This window comes from Stenotrophomonas sp. 21LCFQ19 (assembly GCF_056861425.1).
In genome coordinates this window covers 182,141-204,584 of the sequence record NZ_JBSPUF010000004.1, presented here as the reverse complement: position 1 = coordinate 204,584, position 22,444 = coordinate 182,141, and the positions used below count along the sequence as shown (strand labels likewise).

The window sequence follows — 22,444 nt, the reverse complement described above, 5'->3', positions numbered from 1 at the left end:
AGATGAAGGGCGGGGCGATCAGAAGCGATAATTGATGCGGCCATACCAGTAGCCGCCGGTTGTGCCGACGCTGTCGACGCTGGCGTAGTTGAAAACGTAGTTGGCTTTTTCGCTGGCACTGCGCGAGGCGTCCGGGCGCTTGCGCTGGCGTTCGTCAAACAGGTTGTTGATGCCTGCATCCACACTCCAGCCATGGCCGATGTCATAGCTGCCGCCCAGGTTGGTTACCAGCAGCGGTGCGAGCTGGTATTTGTAGCCGTTGTTGATGCTCTTGATCGGCCCGAAGTAGCTTGCATCCAGACTCAGCTGCCATGGGCCGTTGCTCCAGTGCACGCCGACCAATTGGGTGTAGCGCGGGGTGTGGTAGCGCAGTGCGTACTCGGCCGTCTCATTGAGCAGGTCGATGTTTGGCAACTGCTGCAGGGCGGTGGGTACGCTCGCCACCTGGCGGATGTCGGTACGGCCGAGGTTTGCCGCATAGTTGTAGCGAAGTTGGCCGATTGCGGTGTGCTGGGTGGCTTCCAGGGTGAGCTCGACGCCACGGGTACGGGTGCTGCCTACATTGGTGATGTAGCTGGCGTAATAGGCTTGGCCAGGTGTGATGCTGACGCCGGCGGCACCAAGCAGGTTGTCGATGATGGCCTTCTGGCTGGCGTCCAGCGGGCTACCGCTGTTGTCGGTGATCGCGTTGGGATTGGTGGAGTCGTAGCCGATCTGGCTGGATTGACCCAGCTGGTTGCGGATATTGATCTGGTACACGTCCACGGCCGCATTGAAGCTGGCGTTGGGCGCGAAGGTGATGCCCAGGCTGTAGTTGGTGGCCTTTTCCGGTTTGAGCGCTGTGGCTCCGAGGGCCAGCGCCGTTGGCGAATTCACGCGCGCCACCACGGTGGTGCCGCAGGGGCAGTTGCCGGTGGCCTGGTAGAACTGTCCACCCAGACTGGGGGCATGGAAACCATTGCTGATCGTGCCGCGCACGGCCACGGCATCGGTGAAGTCGAAGCGGGTGGATAGCCGTCCGGTTGAGACACTGCCAAAGTCGGAGTGGTCTTCGTAGCGCCCGGCCAGGTCCACAAACCAACGCGCGGTGACGTTGGTCGATACGCCGGCATAGATGGCCTTGCTGTTGCGGCTGGCGTCTACCGCGTCATCGGCCGAGTAACCAACGAAGCTTGCCGCGCCGTAGCCAAGGTAGGACTCGGGTTGCCCAGGCAGGCGCTTGTACTGTTCATGCTGGTATTCCGCGCCAATGCTGACTTCAAGCGGTGAAGAAAACACGCCGGTGTCGAAGGCGCGGCGCAGGTCCAGGTTGTTGACCAGTTGCTGGTAATCGACCTTGCCGTCGTACAGATCGGTGGGCGAGCCCGGGTAGGGCAGCGAAAAGTTGAGCGTGTCGCGGGTGTAGGTACGGATGGTGTCGCGATTCCAGGTAGCGCTGAAGTCGTAGTTCCACTGCGACAGATTGCCTTTGACGCCAACGGTACCGCTGTACTGCTGCTCCTTGCTCTCGATCGAAGGCGAGAAGCCATCCGGGTATACCGCCAATGCGGCGGGATTGAGCGCGGCAATCGTGCCGGGAAGGCGATAGTTCTGGATGGCACTGCCGGTGCGATCCGCGGCGTTGAGCGTGACGTAGAAATCTGCTCCGGCGCCGAGCGGGTGGCCAGCGCTGATCACCGCCGACGTCAGGCGGTAGGAAGGGCTGCTGAAGATCTTGTTGGCATCGCTGCCGGCGCTGCCGTCGTACCAGCTGGCCGGGTACAGGATGCGCCGGATCGCATGCTGTTGCACGGTGTTCTCCGCCGACACATTGACGAAGCCAGTGGTTCCCCATGGCAGGCCAAGATTGCCGCGTACACTCGTGCGGCTACCGTCGCCGTCGTAGCTTTGCCCGCTCTCCACGGCCAGCGCGCCGCCGCTGGCCTGTGTCTTCAGGATCACGTTGATCACACCGGCAACGGCATCGGAGCCGTAGATGGCTGATGCGCCATCACGCAGTACTTCAACGTGGTCAATCGCAGATAGCGGGATCAACCCCAGGTCGGCCCAGGAATGGCCGGGGAAGGCGCCGCCATTGGCGCCGCTGACATAGGCGCTGGCGTTGCGCCGTTTGCCATTGATCAGCACCAGCGTGTAGCCCGGGGAGAGATTGCGCAGCTGGTAGCCGCGGATCAGGCTTTCCTGGTCGGATTGGTAGCCACCTACCTGGCTCAATGACGGCAGTGCACGCTGCAGGGCCTCAAGCAGGGTGGCTTGGCCGGTAGCGGCCAGCGCGTCGGCGGAAATGACATCGATCGGGGTGGAGCTGTTCGCCACTGTGCGGGTACTGTTGCGCGAGCCGGTGACGACTACCGTGTTCAAGGTCGAAGCTGCGGCGGCCGGTGCCAGCACATCATTGGCGCTGGCGGTTGATGAGAGCACCGCGGCCAGCAGCAGTGCTGCCGATGCAGCGCGCTGGGGCGGGTGGGAAGTGGGGTTCGGCAACTGCCGGTCGGCGGACATCGTGGCGGGACTCGTCGTTTGGGGGGACGGGTCCTATTCAAGTTGCAGTTGACGCTTGCGAACATGCGCAAAGGCGCCAGCGGGCGGTCAAGTCCGGCCACGCATATGACGGAGCGTCATCTGTAAACAGCCTGCGGATGTAAACGATCGCATGTTCTGGATACGTGCAGGCCGCCGACCATGCGTAGTATCGATGCCCATGAACATCCTCGCCGAACCGGATTCCTCAGCGCCGCTGGTGGCGATTCTGGCTTACGACCAGATGGGAATGTTCGAGTTCGGGTGTGCTGTGGGCATGTTCGCGCCGGTACGCCCCGAACTGCAGGTGGGCTGGTACCGCACCGGCATCTTCGCCTGCGAACCCGGGCCGCTGCGGGCCTTGGGTGGTATCTCGGTAGCGGTGCCATATGGCCTGGAGTTGATCGATGAAGCCGATACCGTGCTGATTCCTGGTTGGCGCAATCCTGACGAAATGCCGCCGCCACAACTTCTGGATGCGCTGCGCCGTGCGCATGCGCGTGGTGCGCGTCTGGCCAGTATCTGCTCCGGCGCATTCGTGCTGGCGTGGGCGGGCTTGCTCGATGGTGGCAGTGCAACCACCCATTGGCGGCTGACCGAACGACTGGCGCAGCTGTTCCCGGACGTGGCGGTGCGTGCGGACGTGTTGTACGTCGACAGCGGCCAGATCATCACCTCGGCCGGCTCCGCCACCGGCATGGACATGATGCTGCACATGGTGCAGAAGGATTACGGCAGGCGGGTTGCGAATCTGGTGGCGCAGCGCCTGGTGCTGGCGCCTTGGCGCGATGGCGATCGCAGCCAGCTGGTTCCACGGGCCATTCCGCATGGCGAGCCCAGCCGTCTGGCGCGGTTGATGGAATGGACACGCGAGAATCTTTCGCAGGAGCACACGCTGGCCAGCCTGGCCACACAGGCGCTGCTCAGTCAGCGCACCCTGCAACGGCAGTTCATGGATGCCGCCGGGGTGTCACCGATTGACTGGGTGATACGCGAGCGTGTGGCTTACGCCAAGGAGCTGCTGGAGACCACCGCGCGGCCGTTGCAGTGGATCTGCGAGCAGGCCGGGTTTGGATCACCGGAGTCATTCAGGCGGCATTTCCGGGCCGCTACCGGTACCAGTCCGGCCGCTTACCGTGCAGGTCTTGCTGTAGCGGCCGATGCTGCAGCAGGGCTGCAATCCCCGCCAGGCGTGATTGCCGCGCGCTGAGCTGCCAGTGGTGCAGAAGCCTGGCCGGGCGCAGAGGACTGCACCCAGCGCGGACGATTCGGCGCGGAGGATCAGGCGGCGGGCAACAACGGCCGCAGCACCGGCTCCAGCTGTTCGCGACGCCAGCCGGCGAGGGCCGTGGGCCAGTTGCCACTTTCCAGCAAGGCCTCCAGGTGCTTGCGCGAGGCGAGCAGGCCGTCCGGCAATCCCAGCTCGGCGGTGCGCTTGCTGACGGCGTCCTGCAGACGCTTGAGTGCGTTCTTGTTGCTGTCGGTGGCCGGCAGGGCCATCGGTGCGTCGGCTTCGTCGGCAAGCGGGGTGTTCAGTGCTTCCCATACCTGCTGGGCCAGCTTGCGCGGGGCCTTGGGGAAGCGGCCGAACAGCTTCAGCATGGCGTCGTAGTCGGCTGGCGGGGTGCGCGCCAGCACGTTGGCAAGTTCATTGTCCAGGATCCAGCTGCGCGGCTTGTCGCTGCTGCGGGCCTGCTGGTCGCGCCAGCGCAACAGGCGCAACAGGCGCAGCTGGGCGTCGCGTTCCAGCACCTGCGAGGAGCGCATGGACAGGTGCGGCCAATGCTCGCCTTCGTCACCCTCGACGCTGGCCAGCAGGCGTTCGCCATCGTCCTGCAGCCATTGCAGGCGATCAGCAGCCTGCAGCTTGGCGCTGATGGTGTCGTGCATGGCGAACAGGTATTCGACGTCGTCGGCGGCGTATTCCAGCTGCGCGTCGCTGAGCGGGCGCTTGAGCCAGTCCGAGCGGGTCTCGCCCTTGGGCAGGGTAACGCCGGTGATCTCGGCAACCAGCTTCTGGTAGCCCATGCCGCCGCCGATGCCGGCCAGTGCGGCACCGATCTGGGTGTCGAACAGCGGCCGCGGCAGCGCGTCGCAGGCGCACTTGAAGGCGACCAGGTCTTCGCTGGCGCTGTGCATGATCTTGGTGATCGAGGTATCGGTCAGCCAGGGCTTCAGTGCCTCGCACATGCCGGGGATCAGCGGGTCGATCAGCAGGATTTCATCGCCGACCGCCATCTGTACCAGGGCCAGCTGCGGCCAATAGGTGCGTTCGCGGATGAATTCGGTGTCCAGCCCGATCCGGCTCGGGCGCTGGCGGTAGCGTTCTTCCAACTCCGCCGGGTGTTTGATCCAGTAAGCCACGTGGGGTTCCGTCAACTGCAGGGTTTGCTCAGGCAGGCGAGAATAGCCTAACGTCGGGCCGCTCCCGGGAAAGTGTGCAAGGTAATGGAGGCGTTTTTGGGTAAAACCGGCCAATTGTTGGGTCTGACGGCGCTGTTGCTGGCGTTGGTGGGGTGTAGCGGCAGCGCGCCGCAAGCGCCGTTGGCTGCGCCAAATGCCGAGCCTGCGAAGAAGCCAAGCCTGGCCGAGCGGCTGGAGGCGAGGGCTGAGGCACGTGCCGAAGCCAAGGCCGAGGCGGCTGCGGCAGCAAAGGGCGAACCCGCAACGCCGGACCCCACCCCGCAGCTTGAGGACATCACGTTGCCGGTCTGGAGCGCACCGGAAGTCAGCCTGCAGCCCGGGCAACTGGCCGAAGCGCGCAAGGCGGCCGACAAGGCGCTGGCCGAGGACAGGCTGTACCGTGAGGCCGAGGATGCCATTCCGCTCTACCTGGCGATCCTGGCCCAGCAGCCGAAGGACCGGGCCGCGCAGCGCGGCCTGGACAAGGCCCGGCAGCGTCTGCGCGCGCAGGCCAGCGCCTTGATGGCGCAACCGGAGAATCAACGCCAGGCCCTGGCCCAGGCTGCCGAGATCGCTGGCGTAGCGGTGGCGTTGGCGCCCGAGGGCAAGGCCGAACAGGCCTTGCAGCAGCGCATCGCAGTGGCGCGGCGGTTGTTGGCGCTGAATCGCGCCGGCGAACAGGCGCTGCGCCAACACCAGTTTGGCGAGGATGGCGGCGGCGCACAGGCGGCGTTCCGCGAAGTGCTGGCGTCCGATCCACTCAACAGCCGCGCCCGGCAGGGCTTGGCGGCGGTGGAAAGCGGCCTGATCCGCCGTGCCGAACATGCCGCGGCAATGGACTCGGACTTCGAGGCGGCCGCGCGCTGGCTGGACAAGGCCACCACTATCCGTGGCGAGGCCGTGACCTTGAAGGATGCACGTGCGCGCATCGAAGGCATCCGCACCGCCCAGCTTGATGCGCTGCGCGAAGGCGGCCTGCGTGATCTGGTTTCATCCAAGGGGCTGAAGGATGCGCGGCTGAAGCTGGCCCAGGCCGAGCGCATCGCGCTGCCCGGCGACCGCACCGTGGCCCTGCTGCGCGAGCGCATCGAGCTGGTCACCCATTACGGCAGCTTCCGCCCGGGGCAGGTGTTCAGCGATGCCCTGGCCGATGGCAGCCGTGGTCCGCAGATGGTGGTGGTGCCCTATGGCAGCTTCCAGATGGGGGCGACGGAGGGCGAGATCGGCAGCGCCGATGCCGAACGTCCGCAGCATCTGGTGAGCTTCGAGCGCGGTTTTGCGATGTCGATCACCGAGGTTACCGTCGCCGACTTCCGTCGCTTCGTGGAGGCCGCCAAGGCGCGCCCGCGTGCGACCCGGCGCGGCCATTCGATTGTCTATGACGAGCGTAGCGGCAACTTCATCCGTCGCAGCGGGGTGGATTGGCAGTCCGACTACAACGGTGCCAAGGCCGCGCCCAACAGCCCGGTGATGCATGTCAGCGTCCGCGATGCTGAAGCCTATGCGGCTTGGCTGTCCGATCAGACCGGGCGCTACTACCGCCTGCCCAGCGAATCGGAATTCGAATATGCACTGCGGGCTGGCAGCCAGGGGCGCTATCCGTGGGGGCGATCGATGACGCCGCCGGAGAACGCCGGCAACTTCACTGGCAGCCTGGATGTATCGCCCAGTGGTCGGCACTGGAACAATGCCTTCGTCGGCTATGGCGATGGGTTCTGGGGCACCGCGCCGGTGGCAATGTTCAGTGCCAATGCCTGGGGCCTGCACGACATCAGCGGCAACGTCAGTGAGTGGGTGGCCGACTGCTGGCACGCCAGCTACCGGCGCGCACCGGCCGATGGCGCGGCCTGGTACAACCCCGGCTGCCGGCAACGGGTGATCCGCGGTGGCAACTGGGCCAATGCCCCGGAGCAGACCCGCGCGGCGTGGCGGCAGTCACAGGACTCGGACGTCACCTCGGCGCGCATCGGTTTCCGCCTGGTACGTGGAATTTGACCTTGCAGCGGCCTGCGCTGGCGGTACCATCGGCGGGGGCCAGCCCGGCCCAGACGGAATCCAACCATGCGACAAGATCCTTTCGGTAACCAAGGCAATGGCGGTCAACGTCGGCGTGGCGGCGGCCTGTTCGGGAATATCCGCTGGGTGATCCTGCTGGGCTTCGCGGTCTATGGTGGCTGCTACTACTTCGGCAACCGCTCGGTGGACCCGTATACCGGGGAGAAGGTGCTGATCGACAGCTCGCTCAATGCCAGTGAAGAGAAGGCGATGGGCCTGCAGGCCTACCAGGAGATCCTGGCGCAGGAGCGGCCGGTCGATCCCAATTCGCAGATCGCCCGCCAGGTGCGCGAGATCGCCAGTCGCCTGATCGCCAAGGTCGACGTGGTGGAAACCTCGCTGGCGCAGGAGCACGGCCTGCAGCCGCAGCACTTCGCCAAGGACTTCGAGTGGGACGTGAACGTGCTGCAGTCCGATGAAGCCAATGCGTTCTGCCTGCCCGGCGGCAAGATGGCGGTCTATACCGGGCTGATTCCGGTCGCACAGAACGCCGATGCCCTGGCGGTGGTGATGGGGCACGAAATCGCCCACGCCTTGTTACGGCATGGCGCCCAGCGCATGGCCCAGCAGAAGCTGACCCAGATCGGGCAGATGGCTGGCGCGGCCAGCGGCATGGATGTTCAACAGCAGCAGATGATGATGTCGGCCATGGGCTACGGCTACCTGCTGCCGTATGCGCGCTCGCATGAGACCCAGGCAGATGAAGTCGGCCTGATGCTGGCCGCAGCTGCCTGCTTCAATCCGGAAGAAGCGGTGCCGCTATGGCAGCGCATGAGTCAGGCCAGTGGCGGGCAAGCGCCGCCGGAGTTCTCCTCCACCCATCCCAATCCCGGCACCCGCATCCAGAACCTGCAGGCCTTGATGCCCAAGGCGCTGGAGTACAAGCAGCGCTTCTGCACCGCCGGCGCTGCAGCCAGGTAACACGCGGCGCAGCGGACTGCACAGGGACATAACGAACGCCGGAGGATGCTCGCCGGCGTTCTTGCTTTGTGGCCAGAGGTTACGGATGCGACGTGGTGCGTTGTTGGCTCTTGGTGCGCTGTTGATCGTGGTGGCGCTTGGCTGGGGCTGGGCGGCACACGCCAGGCAGTTGTCCGCAGGTCGCTACGGCCGTGTGCAGGTGATGGAGCCGCCGGTCGCGCCGCGTGGTCTGGTGATCTACTTCGCAGACCCGGCCTTGCCACGTGCGCAGCGCAGGCAGTTTGCCGGGCAGCTGGCACACGCCGGCGCATGGGTGGCGGTGGTGGACGCAGCGCGTTATCGACAGCGGCTGCAGAAGGGCAATGGCAGCTGCCGGGCGATGGCCGATGATGCGGCGCTGCTTGCCCAGAAGCTGCTCAAACGCGAGCGTGCCGAGCAGTTCTACCTGCCGGTATTGGTCGGTCAGGGCAGCAGTGCAGGCTTGGTGTGCGACAGCGCAGCCGGTGCCGCAGCCGGCGAGTTCGCCGCCGTCCTGGTTGCTGCGGATGGCGCAGCATCGAACAATGTCAGCTGCGTTGGAGGAACGGCCACCGTGCAGGTCAAGTCCTTGCCGACGGATGCGCTGTTGGCGGCGGTGCCGGCGGCGCTGCACGCCGCACCTGCATCAGGGGTGGCGACGCTGCCCTTGGTGGAGATGCCGGTTGCAGGCAGCAAGCGGCTGGTGGTGTTGATCTCCGGTGACGGCGGTTGGCGTGACCTGGACAAGGGGCTGGCGCACGAGCTCAACCAACGCGGCATTTCCGTGGTCGGCTGGAACAGCCTGCGCTACTTCTGGAAGAAACGTACTGCTGCCCAGATAGGTGCCGATCTGGACAATGTGGTGCGTACCTATCGGCAGCGCTGGCAGGCTGACGACGTGGCGCTGGTTGGCTATTCGTTTGGCGCGGATGTGCTGCCCTTTGCCTATCCGCTGCTCAGCGGGGAGCAGCGCCGCGCGGTACGGCTGGTGTCGCTGTTGGGGCTGGCCCACGGTGCTGACTTCGAGGTGCGCGTAGGCGGCTGGCTGGGCTGGTTCCGTGCCCAGGAAGTACCTGTGCAGCCTGCGTTGGCCGGCTTGCAGCCAGTCGCGCACCAGTGCATTTACGGCGTCGATGAGAAAGACAGCCTTTGCCGCGACCTGCGAGGTGATGCGCATATGCAGGTGGTTGAGCTCCCTGGTGGGCATCACTTCGATCGTGACCCGGGCAAGCTGGCGCGGATCATTGTCGATCGTTGGGATGCGGCGCCGGCTCAGCCCTGAGTGGAATCGCCGGGCGCTGGTTTTGCGCTGATCTGCTCAACCCTCAATTGCAGCTCGCCTTCGGCCAGACGGGCGCGCAGCTGTTCGCCGGGCTTGACCTGCTCGGCGCTGCGGACAAGGGCGCCGTCCTCAAGCGTGGTCAGGATCGAATAACCACGCGCCACGGTAGCCAGGGGGCTCACCGCTTCCAGTGAGCGGGCGACGCCGCGCAGACGCAATGCATCGCGCTGCAACTGGCGCGCCATCGCCGCATGGGCGCGAGGTGCCAGGGTTGCCAGCTTCTCGGCCAATGCGTTCAAGCGTCGCTGTGGCTGGGTGCTGCGCAGCACGGTGGCGGCGTGGCGGAGTCGAGATGCGCGACGTTCCTGTTGCTGCTGCCAGGTGGCGTGCAGGCGTGCGAAGGCGGCTTCCTGTCGATGCTTGAGCAGGTTCAGTCGTGCCTGCGGGCTATGCGCCTGCAGCCGCAAGGCTGCACGGTCGGCGCGCTGCATGGCCTGGCTCATTGCGTGTACCTGCAGCTGCTGCAGGCGTTGCGCCAACCGGCGTACCCGCAGCGCAAGATCGCGCTGGTCAGGGACCAGCAACTCGGCGGCCACGGAAGGCGTCGGTGCGCGCAGATCGGCGGCGAAGTCGCTCAGGCTGAAGTCGGTTTCGTGGCCTACCGCCGAGACCACCGGCGTGTTGCTGGCGGCGACCGCACGCGCCAGCTGTTCGTCGTTGAAGGCCCACAGGTCTTCCAGTGAACCACCGCCGCGGGTCAGCAGGATCACGTCGTAGCGGCCACTGGCGTCGGCCTGGCGCAGCAGCGAGGTGATCTGCGGAGCGGCGGTGGCGCCCTGTACCAGCGACGGCAGCAGCTCGACTTCCAGCATCGGGAAACGTCGCTCCAGCACGCTCAGCACGTCGCGCACCGCCGCGCCACTGGGCGAGGTGATCACCGCTAGGCGGCGCACGTGCGCTGGCAGCGGACGCTTGCGCGCCGGGTCAAACAGGCCCTCGGCTTCGAGCCGGGCCTTGAGTTCGTCGTAGGCGCGACGCAACGCGCCTTCGCCGGCTTCTTCCATGTGGTCGAGGATCAGCTGGTAGTCGCCACGTGCTTCGTACAGGGTCAACCGGCCACGCACCAATACGCGCATGCCTTCGCGCGGTAGGAACTTCAGCCACTGGCTCTTGGGCTTGAACATCGCCGCACGCACCTGGGCGCGCGCGTCCTTCAAGGTGAAGTACAGGTGCCCGGAGGCGGGCCGGCTGACACTGCCCAGTTCGCCTTCCACCCAGACCATCGGGAACGTGCTCTCCAGAAGATCGCGCGCCAAGGTGTTGAGCTGGTTGGGGGTGAGGACGTCGTTGCTGGAGGTCATGGTTGAACTGCTATGCCGGTGGGACGCTCGGCCGCGCCGGGGGCGCAGACGAGCTGACGGCCGCTATCTTACGGGAGCGACTGTGCTAGTCGAAGAAATCGAACAGGGAGATGTCCAGATCGGGGAAATCCAGCCAGGAGAGGTCGAAATCAAACCAGCTCGAGCTACTGTCGGTCGCCATCGAGCGCAGCATTTCTGCTTTCATTGCGGCGTAGTCGCAGGCTTCACCACTGGCTGCATGTAACTGGTCAAAGTCGGAATGGGTGTTGAACAGGGCGTGTGACCAACATCCGAGATCGATGTTGATCTTGCTGCGCTGGTTGGCGTCGCGCACCTGTTGCACCGAGTAGAAGTTGCGCTTGCCGTAGTGGCGAAGCAGGTCGTCGCCGACCAGTTGGGCTTGGCGGCGCTTGTCCTCAGGCGCGATGGCGCAGGGGGTGGGCAATAGTTCGTTGCTCATTCACATTCCTTGTGGCGATTGCGGGGAGTGATGTTGGAATCGAAAGGGGGCTAACGCTTCTGCGCCGCGTCAGCATGCCGCTGCAGGGCCCATTGCACATGCTCACGCACCACTTCGGAAGCGTGCGACTGACGACTCAGCAGTGCGTTCTGCGCGGCAGCCGAAGGTGTTGCATTGCCCAGTGCCACGGCAATATTACGCAGCCAACGCTCATGGCCGCTGCGGCGGATCGGGCTGCCCTCGGTGCGGCGCAGGAACTCGTCTTCTTCCCAAGCGAACAGCTCGGGCAGGGTGGCGGTGTCCAGATTGTTGCGGGCGCGGAAGTCCGGCTCGTCGGTGCGCCGGGCGAACTTGTTCCACGGGCATACCAGCTGGCAGTCATCGCAGCCATAGATGCGGTTACCCATCAATGGACGCATTTCCAGCGGAATCGCGCCTTCATGCTCGATGGTCAGATAGGAGATGCAACGGCGCGCATCCAGCCGGTGCGGGGCGATGATGGCGGCAGTGGGGCAGACATCGATGCAGCGCGTGCAGCTGCCGCAATGCGCGGTGGCGGGCACATCCACCGGCAAGGGCAGGTCAACGTAGATCTCGCCGAGGAAGAACCAGGATCCGCCGTTGCGGTCGATCAGGCAGGTGTGTTTGCCGATCCAGCCCAGCCCGGCATTGCGCGCGAGTGCGCGCTCCAGCACAGGAGCGGAGTCGACGAAGACCCGGTAGCCGAATTGCCCGATCTCGCCGGCGATGCGCTCGGCCAGCTTCTGCAGGCGGTTGCGCATCAGCTTGTGGTAATCGCGGCCCAAAGCGTAGCGCGCCACATAGGCGCGCTCTCCATCATTCAAGGTTGCCCAGGCTTCGGCATCGTCCTTGTGGCCGTAATCCAGGCCGACCGAGATCACCCGCAGCGTGCCGGGCAGCAGTTCCTGTGGGCGTGCCCGCAAGGTGCCGTGGCGCGCCATCCATTCCATCGTCCCGTACAGGCCCTTGCCCAGCCAGTCGGCCAGGTGCGCTTCATCCTCGCCCAGCTCGATGCCGCTGACCCCGCAGCGCTGGAAGCCCGCCTCACGGGCAAGCTGGCGGATGCGCAGCGACAACTGCACCGGATTTGCGGCGGTAACGGCTTCAGACATGGCGCAAGTATAGAATTGCCGGCATGTCAGAGCCCGTCGAATTGTTCGATATCGCCGCTGCCCGCCAGATTGATGGGCAAGCGACCGCCGCCCTGGGCGGCGATGCTTACCTGCTGATGCAGCGTGCCGGCCACGCCGCGTGGCAGACCGCGCTGCAGTATTGGCCGCAGGCGCGGCGCATCGTGGTGGTGTGCGGGCCCGGCAACAACGGCGGCGACGGCTATGTGCTGGCCCGTCACGCCCGCCAGTCAGGACGTGACGTCAGCGTGCTGCACTTGCCGGAGGCGTCACCGCGCACGGCCTTGGCGCAGCGCGCCTGCACCGATTACCTGGCCGTTGGCGGCCACGTTGAGATTTTGCCGCATTGCCTGCAGCAGGCCGATCTGATCATCGATGCGTTGTATGGCATCGGCTTCAGCCGCGCGCCAGATACCGAAGACGCGGCCCTGATTGCAGCAATGAATGCTGCGTCTGCGCCGGTGTTCGCGCTGGATGTGCCCAGTGGCGTTGATGCGCTCAGCGGTAACGTAATGGGCGCCGCGGTGCGTGCGGCGCGGGTATTGCAGTTCATCGTGCCGCATCAGGGACTGCACACCGGTGCGGCGCTGGAGCACGCTGGGCAGCGCCTGCTGGCTGATCTGGAGGTGCCGGCTGTCGCCTTTGAGGGTGTCAGTGCGAGCGCACTGCGCTGGGCCAGGCCGCAGTTGCCGAGGATGCTGCCGCCGCGTCGGCTCAATACCCATAAAGGCGAATCCGGGCATGTGCTGTGTGTAGGCGGCAACCACGGCAGCGGCGGCGCGGTGATGCTTGCTGCCGAGGCTGCGCTGCGCAGTGGTGCCGGTCTTTGCAGTGTTGCAACCCGCGCGCTGCATGTGGCGCCGTTGTTGGCGCGTTGTCCCGAAGCGATGGTGCACGCCGTCGATAGTTCCGAGGATTTCGCGCCATTGCTGGCACGCGCCACTGTCATCGCGCTGGGGCCTGGACTGAGCCAGGATGATTGGGCGCATGCCTTGTGGTCGGCGGTGCTGGGCAGCGGCAAGCCGCTGGTGCTGGATGCCGATGGTTTGAATCTGCTGGCCGCTGAACCGCGGCCGCTGCCGCAGGCGATTCTCACCCCGCATCCGGGCGAGGCCGCGCGCCTGCTCGGTACCGATACCGCCAGCATCCAGCGTGATCGTTTTGCTGCAGCGCATGCCTTGGCAGCGCGCTATGCGGCAGTGGTGGTGCTCAAGGGCGCCGGTACGGTGATCGCCGCGCCCGGGCAGCTGCCGCGGGTGATTGCCGCGGGAAATCCGGGCATGGCGGTCGGCGGCATGGGCGATCTGCTGACCGGCGCCATCGCCGCCGTGTTGGCGCAGGGCCTGTCGCTGTTTGATGCAGCCAGCACCGGCGCCTTGCTGCACAGCCTGGCTGGCGATGCGGCAGCCGCCGAAGGTGAGCGCGGGCTGTTGCCGCGCGATCTATTGGCGCACCTGCGGGCGCTGGCCAATCCATAATGTCTCCCATGATCGAATTGTCTTTGCCCCACGCCGAGAGCACCGACCTGCTGGGTCAGGCCTTGGCACAGACCCGGCCCGCGCAGGCGGTGGTTCACCTGCAAGGTGATCTTGGCGCCGGGAAATCCACCTTGGCCCGGGCCCTGCTGCGCGCGCTGGGCGTGCAGGGGCCGATCCGCAGCCCGACCTACACCTTGATCGAGCGCTACCCGCTGGATACCGGCGAGGCCTGGCACCTGGACCTGTACCGGATCGGCAACGCCGGTGAGCTGGATTTCCTGGGGCTGGACGATGCCAGCGCCGACCTGTGGCTGATCGAATGGCCCGAGCGCGGGGCTGGCGGATTGCCGCCGTTGGACCTTGTGGTGGCGCTGGAGATCGACGGCCATGGCCGCCGTGCGCGGCTGCAGGCATATAGCCCGACCGGTGAGGCCTGGCTGCAGCGGTTGCGCAAAACGCAACACTTGCAGGGGCTTTCTGCCCTGTAACAACAGGAAGTTACGGCAGGTTGCGGATTATTAAGGGAAAAAATGTTGCAATTACCGAAATCCGGTGATTGAATCCGCCCATGACTACGGGAAACCGCCTGTTCGCATTGTCTGTCGCCGTTGCCGGCCTGTGCCTGGCCAGCGCTTCCGCGTGGGCCGGTGAGGTCCGTGGGCTCGGTTTGAGCGCTGGCGCAACCGGCACCCGCGCCGAGATCCAGCTCGCTGGTGGTGGCAGCTACAAGACCATCAGCCTGGCCGGCCCCAACCGTCTGGTCATCGATTTCCCCGAATCCACCGGCGTGCGCGGCCTCAAGCTGCCTGCACCTGCAGGTGTGGTCACCGCCGTGCGCACCGGGAACCCGGTCCCCGGTACCTTCCGCATCGTGTTCGATCTGGCCGAATCCGTGGCTGCCTTCAAGCCGCAGATGCAGGGGCAGGGCGCCGAATCCAAGTTGCTGATCGAATGGCCGGGTGAAACCGCGCCGCGGGCAGCTGTTGCTGCCGCGCCCAGCGCAAGCTCGCCAGCGCTGGTGCCCGCTGCCGCTCCCGTGGTGAATCCAGAGCAGGCACGTGCTGAAGCCGCCCGCGCCACCGCTGCGTTGACCGCAGCCGTGCGTCAGCAGGCGACCACACCGCCACCGGTGCCGGTCCAGACGGCTCCAGGTCCGGCAGTTGCAGGCGCGACGACCGTCGTCGCCAGCAGCGGCAATACGCCGGTTGCTGCTTCGACATCTTCGCCGGCTGCGATCCTCAATGGGCAGGGCACCCCGGTCCGCACCACCATCGCTACCGGCGTGCCGACTCCGATCGTGGCAAGTCCCGCTGCTGCGGCACCTGCGGCCGCCGCGCCGGTCGCTGCAGCGCAGGCGCCTGCGCCACGTCCGGTCATGCCAAGTGACGCGTCACGAATTCGGATGGCGCCGGGCATGCGCAATCTGGTGGTTGCCATTGATCCGGGCCACGGTGGGCAGGATCCGGGTGCCGTTGGCCCCACTGGCAAGCGCGAGAAGGACGTGACGTTGGCGGTTGCACGTGAACTTGCCCGCCAGGTCAATGCAACGCCGGGCCTGCGCGCGTTCCTGACCCGCGACACCGACGTGTTCATTCCGCTGCCGATGCGCGCCCAGCGTGCGCGTGCGGCCAGGGCTGACATCTTCATCTCGATCCACGCCGATGCGGCCGAGAATCGCTCAGCGACGGGTTCATCGGTGTATGTCCTGTCGACCAAGGGCGCGTCCTCGCAGCGTGCGCGTTGGCTGGCGGACAAGGAAAACGCCGCCGACCTGATTGGTGGCGTCAGCCTCAGCCGTACCGAAGGCACCTTGGCCAACGTACTGCTGGATCTGGCCCAGAGCGGCAACATGAAGGCGTCGGAAGACGCGGCCGGGCACGTGCTCGGCGGCCTCAAGCGTATCGGCAACAACCACAAGCCCAACCTTGAGCGGGCCAACTTCGCCGTGCTGCGCACCTCCGACATGCCGGCAATGCTGGTCGAAACCGCGTTCATCTCCAACCCGGATGAAGAGCGCCGCCTGATTGATCCGGCCTACCAGCGCCGCATCGCCGGTGCCGTGCTCGATGGCGTGCACACCTTCTTCAGCCGTCAGCCACCGCCGGGCACCTTGTTCGCCGCCCGCGCCCAGGCCGAGATGGATGCCGCCGCTGGCACCGTTGCGGGTGGTAGCAAGTAAGACTGCGCTTGTTTGAAGCCCCTCTCCCTGCGGGAGAGGGGTTGGGGTGAGGGTGGGGCGAAGTAAGGATCGATGAACTACCAGTCCTTGTCCGGCTTTTCTGCTGAAATCTCACATTGTCAGCAGGCTTACCCTCATCCGCCCCTTCGGGGCACCTTCTCCCGAAGGGAGAAGGGATTGGCGCCTTGGTCGCGGTGTTCGGCCCATGCTCGGCTATCATCGTCGGCATGCATGAAGTCAGCCTGATCCCCCGCCAAACCTCGTTCCCGTATCGCGCCACAGCCCCGCTATTGACCGGCGGTGCGGCATGAATGCGATCCGTCCGTTGCCGGAAATCCTGATCAACCAGATCGCCGCCGGCGAAGTGGTCGAGCGGCCCGCCTCGGTGGTCAAGGAGCTGGTCGAGAACGCGCTCGATGCCGGTGCCACCCGTGTCGATATCGACCTGGAGGAGGGCGGTGTACGCCTGATCCGCATCCGCGACAACGGTGGTGGCATCGCCGCCGAGCAGCTGCCGCTGGCGGTGTCGCGTCACGCCACCAGCAAGATCGCCAGCCTGGATGACCTGGAATCGGTGGCCACGCTGGGCTTCCGTGGTGAAGCGCTGCCGTCGATTGCCTCGGTCAGCCGCTTCACCCTCGCTTCGCGCCGTGCCGATGACGAGCACGGCTCCGCGTTGCAGATCGAGGGCGGCAAGCTCGGTGATGTCACCCCGCGTGCGCATGCCCCCGGTACCACCGTGGAAGTACGCGAGCTGTTCTACAACGTGCCGGCACGGCGCAAGTTCCTGCGCGCCGAACGCACCGAGCTCGGCCACATCGAGGAGTGGCTGCGTTCACTGGCGTTGGCCCGTCCAGACGTGGAGCTCCGTGTCTCGCACAACGGCAAGCCCTCGCGGCGCTACAAGCCCGGTGATCTCTATTCGGATGCACGACTGGGCGAAACCCTGGGCGAGGACTTCGCACGCCAGGCCTTGCGCGTGGATCACAGCGCCGCCGGCCTGCGCCTGCATGGCTGGATCGCCCAGCCGCAGTATTCGCGCGCCAGCGCGGACCAGCAGTACCTCTACGTCAATGGTCGCTCGGTGCGTGATCGCAGCGTCAGCCATGCGGTGAAGATGGCCTACGGCGATGTGCTGTACCACGGCCGACAGCCGGCTTACGTATTGTTCCTGGAGCTGGATCCGACGCGGGTCGACGTCAACGTGCATCCGGCCAAGCACGAAGTGCGCTTCCGTGATTCGCGGTTGATCCATGATTTCGTCTACCGCACTCTGAAAGACGCGCTGGCGGAAACCCGTGCTGGCATGGAGCCAGCCGCAGCGCAGGCACACCCGGCTGACCCACAGGCGCAGCCGACGCCCAGTTACAGCGCAGCTGGCTACATGCTGTCGCGTCCTGGCGGCAGCGCAGGTGGTGGTGGCAATGGCAACTGGCAGGCGCGGCAGTCGCCGCTGGGCCTGCAGGTGGCAGAAGCGCCCTCGGCTTATGCGGCGCTGTACTCATCCGTGAATGGCGATGCGGATCTGCCGCGGCAGATGGATGCGGGGCCATCCCTGCCAGCGACCTCCAATGATGCCGGCGTGCCACCGCTCGGCTACGCGATCGCCCAATTGCACGGCATCTACATCCTGGCCGAAAACGCCGAGGGCCTGATCGTGGTGGACATGCATGCCGCCCACGAGCGCATCGGCTACGAACGCCTGAAGAACGCGCACGACGGCATCGGCCTGCATGCGCAGCCGCTGCTGGTGCCGATGACCCTGGCGGTGGGCGAGCGTGATGCGGATACCGCCGAGCGTGAAGCGGCGACCTTGGCGGCGCTGGGTTTCGAGGTCACCCGTTCCGGGCCCGGCTCGCTGCATGTGCGCAGCATTCCGGCGCTGCTGGCCAATGCCGAGCCAGAAGGCCTGCTGCGCGATGTGCTCGGTGATCTTCGCGAGCACGGCCAGACCCGCCGCATCGCCACCGCGCGCGACGAACTGTTGTCGACGATGGCCTGCCACGGTGCGGTGCGCGCCAACCGGCGCCTGACCATTCCGGAAATGAATGCCTTGTTGCGCGATATGGAAATCACCGAGCGCTCCGGGCAATGCAACCACGGCCGCCCGACCTGGGCGCGCTTTTCCTTGACTGAAATTGATCGCTGGTTCCTGCGGGGGCGTTGATGAAACACGTAATGGGGTGTGTGGCATTGCTCGCTGCGGTGCTGCTCGGTGGCTGTGGCGATGACGCGAAGAACGCAGCGCCGACGGCGAAGGTTGATCCGGCGTTCGCGCAGGACAATGAACGCTGGCGCGAGCAACGGTTGACCGAATTGCTGGCTCCGGATGGCTGGACCAGTCTGGTTGGGCTGCATTGGCTGGACCTGAAAGCGCATTACATCGGCAGCGGCAGTACCAGTGGTGTCCGCCTGGCGGCGGGTCCACCGCGCATGGGAATGGTCACGCGCGTAGGCGACGGATGGTTCTTTACCCCGGAAGCCGGTGTGTCGGTGACAGTGGACGGGCAGATGGTGAAGGGCCGCATCCCGTTGCACAGTGACCATGCCGAGGCGCCGACGCTGATCCATTTCGATGATGACAAGGGCACCTTGAGCCTGATCGAACGCGGGCCGCGTTTCGGGCTGCGGGTGAAGCATGCCGATGCACCCGCACGTGTGGATTTCACCCATCTGGATTACTGGCCGGCGGATCCGAGTTGGCGCATCACCGCGCGGTTCGTGCCGCATGACGTCAACAAGACCATTCCGATCGTCGATATCACTGGGCTGACCAGTGAACTGGCCAATGCCGGGGTGATCGAGTTCGAGCGTGACGGACGAACCTGGCGGCTGGAAGCGCTGGGTGATGTGGGCCGCCCGCTGCAGGTGATCTTCGCCGACCGCACCAGTGGCCGCGGCAGTTATGCGGCCGGGCGCTACATCGACGTGGATGTGCCGGATGCAAAAAGCCAGGTGGTGATTGATTTCAATCGTGCCTACAACCCGCCGTGTGCATTCACCCCGTTTGCGACCTGCCCGTTGCCGCCGCCGGAGAACCGCTTGGACATGGAAGTGACGGCGGGTGAAAAAGCCTATGCCAAGCACAAGCAGGAGCCAGCCGCATGAAGTGGATCACGCGTATGGGCATGTTGCTGGCCACCGGCCTGTTGGTTGCAGCACCGTTGTTGGCAAGTGCAGCCACGCCCAAGCCGGCCGCGAAGCAGCCACCGGTACCGCTGCTGTGGAAAGTGAGCGGCGGCCAGGGCAGCGATCTGTATCTGCTGGGTTCCTTCCATCTGCTCAAGGCCGATGACTATCCGTTGTCCGCCGATGTCGACCGCGCGTTCGCAGGAGCGCAGCGGCTGTTGTTCGAGCTGTCGCCGGAGGAAATGAACTCGCCGCAGCTGGCCACGCAGATGATGCAGGCGGCGCTGCGTCGTGATGGTCGCCAACTCAAGGATGATCTTGATCCGGCCACCTGGCAGCAGCTGGAACGATGGGGCGCGGCCAACAACATGCCGGTCGATCGGCTGGCTGGATTCAAACCCTGGTTCGTTGGCCTGACCATCAGCATCGCGCAGATGACCCAACAGGGCTTGGACCCGAAGTCCGGATTGGATCGGCATCTGATGGACCGTGCCGCGCAGGCCAACAAGCCGGCTTCCGGTCTTGAAAGCGCGGCATCACAGATCACCATGCTCGACAGCATGAGCATCGATGAGCAGCGCCAGTTGTTGCGCGAAGCCTTGGAGCAGGTCGACAAGGGCGACGAGCAGAGCCGCCAGCTGCACGATGCCTGGCGCCGTGGCGATGATGTGATGTTGTGGCGGGACATGGCCGCGCAGATGAAACGCGAGTACCCGGGCCTGTATCAGCGGATCAACGTGGACCGCAACAATGCCTGGCTGCCCAGCCTGCAGCAGTGGTTGCAGCCAGGGCGCGGAAATACGCTGGTGGTAGTCGGTGCACTGCACCTGCTGGGCAGCGATGGCGTGGTCGAGAAGTTGCGCGCGCAGGGCTACAAGGTCGAGCGGATCTGCAGCGCCTGCAAGCGTTGAGTCTTTTTTGTGGGAGCGGCGTTAGCCGCGAAGCTCCCGCAGTTTCAGGCCTATGTGGTTTCGCGGTTTACGCCGCTCCCACAAAATGAAACAGGGTGCCACAAAGCAAAAGGCCGACGCTTGCGTCGGCCTTTTCGTTGCCCTCAGCGACCGCTGCGGGTCTTGCTTCCGGTGCCGCCCGGCGGCGGGTCGGTTGGCTTGCTGGTGCCTGCCGGCGGACGAGCGCCGCCAAAACCACCGCCCATGTTGCGCTGGAATTCCTGCCACAGCTCCAGGTTGCGCTCGGTGAGCTGGTTCATCATCGCCCACGGCGTCTGCCCGAGCAGGTTGCCCATCTGCTGGCGGAACTGCTGCTGCTGGTCCAGGAACACCTGCATGCTGCGCTCCAGGTAATTGCCCATGAAGCCCTGCAACGAGTCACCGTAGAACCGGATCAACTGGCTCAACAGCTGGGTGGACAGCATCGGCTCGCCGTCCTGCTCCTTGTCCGCAATGATCTGCAGCAGCACCGAACGGGTCAGGTCGTCGCCACTCTTGGCGTCGCGGACCTCGAAGTCCTCACCGTCCAGGATCAACTGGCGGACGTCTTCGATGGTGATGTAGCTGGAAATCTCGGTGTCGTAGAGCCGGCGATTCGGATACTTCTTGATGATGCGGGTCGCAGCCATTAAGCAGTCACTCGTCACGGTAGGTGCGCAGCATGGCGCAGTGCAGCAGGGCTTGCAACCGCCAAAAGTACAGGTTGCAAGCGTCGGGGAACTCTAGGTTTGTTGCGCAACATGAATCGCCATGTTGTGCAACATGGCGTGGGCGGTCAGCAGCCGGTTGTCACCAGCCCATGTGGTGACCACCGTTGATGTCCAGATTCGAGCCGGTGATCCAGCTGGCTTCCTCGGCAACCAGGAAGGCGACCGCGTAGGCGATCTCCTCCGGCTTGCCCAGGCGCCCGGTGGGGATGTCGGCAATGATCTTTGCCCGGACTTCCTCGGGAACGGCCATCACCATGTCGGTGGCCACGTAGCCCGGTGAGATGGTGTTGACGGTAATGCCGAAGCCGGCGTTCTCGCGCGCCAGGGAGATGGTGAAGCCATGCATGCCGGCCTTGGCGGCGGCGTAGTTGGCTTGGCCGTACTGGCCCTTGAGGCCGTTGATCGAGCTGATCTGGATCACCCGGCCCCAACCGCGCTTGCGCATGCCTTCGATCACCGGACGGGTGACGTTGAACACCGAATTGAGGTTGGTGTTGATCACCTCATGCCACTGTTCCGGGCTCATCCGGTGGAAGGTGGTGTCGCGGGTGATGCCGGCGTTGTTGACCAGGATCTCCACCGGCCCCAGTCCGGCTTCCACGGCCTGGATCAGGGCGTGGCCGCTGTCCGGGTGGGCCACGTCGCCTTCGAACAATGCGATGTCATAGCCCTTGCTACGCATGGTCTGCTGCCACTGCTGCGCCTTTTCGGCGTTGCGGTAGTTGGTGGCGACGCGGTGCCCTTGGTCGACCAGGCGTTGGCAGATGGCAGTACCGATGCCGCCGGTACCACCGGTGACCAGTGCGACGCGCGATGTCATGGGCTCAACTCCAGGGCAGATGTGCAGGGCAGTCCCCGATTCTAATGAAACTGCGCTCAACCCGGGGGCTGCAGCGGCGCCAGAAGCGAGGTTTTTTGCAGCCTGGTCGGCTCGAAGGCGGCGGCCGCGTGCTGCAGCGCCTCGGCAACGCTGGTTGCAGCATCCAGGGCAGGCGGCGGCTGGCCCAATGCCGCCCACAGCCAGCGCAGCACGGGCAGGGGCTGGGCGCTGTCCACGGGGATGGCGGCCTGCGACTTGGACAGCTTCTGTCCGGCACTGTCCAGCAGCAACGGCAGGTGCAGGTAGTGCGGGGTGGGTAGGCACAGTGCCTGCTGCAGCAGGATCTGCCGGGCAGTGGAGTCGATCAGGTCAGAGCCGCGTACCACGTGGGTGATGCCCTGCTCGGCGTCGTCCACCACCACGGCCAGCTGATAGGCCCAATAACCATCGGCGCGCAGCAGGACCACGTCGCCGACGTCGCGGTCTACGTCCTGTTGCTGCCGGCCCTGCAGGGCGTCGTCGAAGCTGACGTGGCTGCCGTCGGCCACGCGTAGACGGATTGCCGGTTGCGGGCGCTGCTGGCTGGCGACGCAGCGGCGGTGGATGCCGTGCTGACTGGCCAGGTCGGCGCGGCTGCAGTGGCAGGCAAAGGCCTTGCCCTGATCCAGCAGTTGTTCGATGGCTGCCTGGTAAAGGGCATTGCGCTGGCTCTGGAATTGCACCGGCAAGTCCGACGTCAATCCGAACGCGCTGAGCGTGGCCAGCTGTGAATCGACCGCGCCGGGGACTTCACGAGGGGGGTCTACGTCCTCCACGCGCACCAGCCATTGGCCACCGGCATGGCGGGCCAGCAACCAGCTGCCGAAGGCGGCCAGCATGGAGCCCAGGTGCAAAGGGCCGGTCGGGGAGGGCGCAAAGCGGCCGCGGTAGGGAATAGCTGGCATCGAAACTGAATCGTCGGTCAGATTAATGCTTGAATTCAAGCTGTCTGCGCCGCAAATTGCCTC

18 protein-coding genes are annotated in these 22,444 nt (G+C 65.4%); 10 read left to right on the top strand and 8 right to left on the bottom strand.

The genetic code is table 11. The features are described from left to right. Window positions 1–18: 18 nt before the first annotated feature. Window positions 19–2,502 carry a TonB-dependent receptor plug domain-containing protein gene (locus AC13FW_RS06590; RefSeq protein ID WP_482988573.1) on the bottom strand — a complete coding sequence of 828 codons (2,484 nt, stop codon included), beginning with the start codon at window positions 2,500–2,502 and terminating at the stop codon, window positions 19–21. Between the two features lie 199 nt (window positions 2,503–2,701). Between AC13FW_RS06590 and ftrA the strand changes: the two genes are divergently transcribed. Next, window positions 2,702–3,730, top strand: a complete 1,029-nt coding sequence (ftrA, locus tag AC13FW_RS06585; protein ID WP_482988572.1) for a transcriptional regulator FtrA — start codon at window positions 2,702–2,704, stop codon at window positions 3,728–3,730. 71 nt (window positions 3,731–3,801) lie between these two features. On the opposite strand, the gene rnd is transcribed toward ftrA, so the two are convergent. Then, window positions 3,802–4,884 carry a ribonuclease D gene (gene rnd / locus AC13FW_RS06580; RefSeq protein WP_482988571.1) on the bottom strand — a complete coding sequence of 361 codons (1,083 nt, stop codon included), beginning with the start codon at window positions 4,882–4,884 and terminating at the stop codon, window positions 3,802–3,804. An 84-nt stretch (window positions 4,885–4,968) separates the two neighbouring features. On the opposite strand from rnd, the gene AC13FW_RS06575 reads away from it, so the two are divergent. The 3 genes from AC13FW_RS06575 (at window position 4,969) to AC13FW_RS06565 (ending at window position 9,199) form a co-directional block, all read left to right on the top strand. After that, window positions 4,969–6,918, top strand: coding sequence for an SUMF1/EgtB/PvdO family nonheme iron enzyme (locus AC13FW_RS06575; RefSeq protein ID WP_482988570.1), 1,950 nt, complete (start codon window positions 4,969–4,971; stop codon window positions 6,916–6,918). 66 nt (window positions 6,919–6,984) lie between these two features. After that, window positions 6,985–7,899: a M48 family metallopeptidase gene (locus AC13FW_RS06570; RefSeq protein WP_481509276.1), complete on the top strand. Its 915-nt coding sequence runs from the start codon at window positions 6,985–6,987 to the stop codon at window positions 7,897–7,899. 85 nt (window positions 7,900–7,984) lie between these two features. After that, a complete protein-coding gene (locus AC13FW_RS06565; protein WP_482988569.1) occupies window positions 7,985–9,199 on the top strand; it encodes a virulence factor family protein in 1,215 nt (404 codons plus the stop codon). Here AC13FW_RS06565 and xseA read toward each other — a convergent pair. The 3 genes from xseA to queG form a co-directional block, all read right to left on the bottom strand. Continuing rightward, a complete protein-coding gene (gene xseA / locus AC13FW_RS06560) occupies window positions 9,190–10,560 on the bottom strand; it encodes an exodeoxyribonuclease VII large subunit (protein ID WP_482988568.1) in 1,371 nt (456 codons plus the stop codon). The genes AC13FW_RS06565 and xseA overlap by 10 nt on opposite strands. Before the next feature lie 85 nt (window positions 10,561–10,645). Beyond that, entirely contained in the window at window positions 10,646–11,020 is a 375-nt protein-coding gene (locus AC13FW_RS06555; RefSeq protein ID WP_482988567.1) for a hypothetical protein, read from the bottom strand. A 50-nt stretch (window positions 11,021–11,070) separates the two neighbouring features. Then, window positions 11,071–12,153 carry a tRNA epoxyqueuosine(34) reductase QueG gene (gene queG, locus AC13FW_RS06550; protein WP_482988566.1) on the bottom strand — a complete coding sequence of 361 codons (1,083 nt, stop codon included), beginning with the start codon at window positions 12,151–12,153 and terminating at the stop codon, window positions 11,071–11,073. 23 nt (window positions 12,154–12,176) lie between these two features. Between queG and AC13FW_RS06545 the strand changes: the two genes are divergently transcribed. The 6 genes from AC13FW_RS06545 to AC13FW_RS06520 all read left to right on the top strand — a co-directional run bounded on the left by AC13FW_RS06545 (window position 12,177) and on the right by AC13FW_RS06520 (window position 19,868). After that, the gene (locus tag AC13FW_RS06545; protein WP_482988565.1) at window positions 12,177–13,649 is read left to right on the top strand and encodes an NAD(P)H-hydrate dehydratase; all 1,473 of its coding nucleotides are present in this window, start codon (window positions 12,177–12,179) and stop codon (window positions 13,647–13,649) included. An 8-nt stretch (window positions 13,650–13,657) separates the two neighbouring features. Further along, window positions 13,658–14,137, top strand: coding sequence for a tRNA (adenosine(37)-N6)-threonylcarbamoyltransferase complex ATPase subunit type 1 TsaE (gene tsaE / locus AC13FW_RS06540; protein WP_296248751.1), 480 nt, complete (start codon window positions 13,658–13,660; stop codon window positions 14,135–14,137). Window positions 14,138–14,217: 80 nt separating this feature from the next. Then, window positions 14,218–15,828, top strand: coding sequence for an N-acetylmuramoyl-L-alanine amidase (locus tag AC13FW_RS06535; RefSeq protein WP_482988564.1), 1,611 nt, complete (start codon window positions 14,218–14,220; stop codon window positions 15,826–15,828). A 307-nt stretch (window positions 15,829–16,135) separates the two neighbouring features. Beyond that, window positions 16,136–17,995 (top strand): DNA mismatch repair endonuclease MutL, encoded by a 1,860-nt coding sequence (gene mutL, locus AC13FW_RS06530; RefSeq protein WP_296248755.1) that lies wholly within the window; start codon window positions 16,136–16,138, stop codon window positions 17,993–17,995. Then, complete coding sequence (locus AC13FW_RS06525; protein WP_296248757.1) at window positions 17,995–18,936, top strand: DUF1684 domain-containing protein; 942 nt, start codon at window positions 17,995–17,997, stop codon at window positions 18,934–18,936. The genes mutL and AC13FW_RS06525 overlap by 1 nt, the downstream gene beginning before the upstream one ends. Continuing rightward, window positions 18,933–19,868 carry a TraB/GumN family protein gene (locus AC13FW_RS06520; RefSeq protein ID WP_482988563.1) on the top strand — a complete coding sequence of 312 codons (936 nt, stop codon included), beginning with the start codon at window positions 18,933–18,935 and terminating at the stop codon, window positions 19,866–19,868. The genes AC13FW_RS06525 and AC13FW_RS06520 overlap by 4 nt, the downstream gene beginning before the upstream one ends. Window positions 19,869–20,011: 143 nt before the next feature. On the opposite strand, the gene phaR is transcribed toward AC13FW_RS06520, so the two are convergent. From phaR to gluQRS, 3 genes are all read right to left on the bottom strand, one after another. Then, complete coding sequence (phaR, locus tag AC13FW_RS06515; protein WP_296248760.1) at window positions 20,012–20,536, bottom strand: polyhydroxyalkanoate synthesis repressor PhaR; 525 nt, start codon at window positions 20,534–20,536, stop codon at window positions 20,012–20,014. Window positions 20,537–20,696: 160 nt separating this feature from the next. After that, window positions 20,697–21,437: an acetoacetyl-CoA reductase gene (gene phbB / locus AC13FW_RS06510; protein WP_482988562.1), complete on the bottom strand. Its 741-nt coding sequence runs from the start codon at window positions 21,435–21,437 to the stop codon at window positions 20,697–20,699. Window positions 21,438–21,493: 56 nt separating this feature from the next. Continuing rightward, window positions 21,494–22,381 (bottom strand): tRNA glutamyl-Q(34) synthetase GluQRS, encoded by an 888-nt coding sequence (gene gluQRS, locus AC13FW_RS06505; RefSeq protein WP_482988561.1) that lies wholly within the window; start codon window positions 22,379–22,381, stop codon window positions 21,494–21,496. Between the last annotated feature and the right edge of the window lie 63 nt (window positions 22,382–22,444).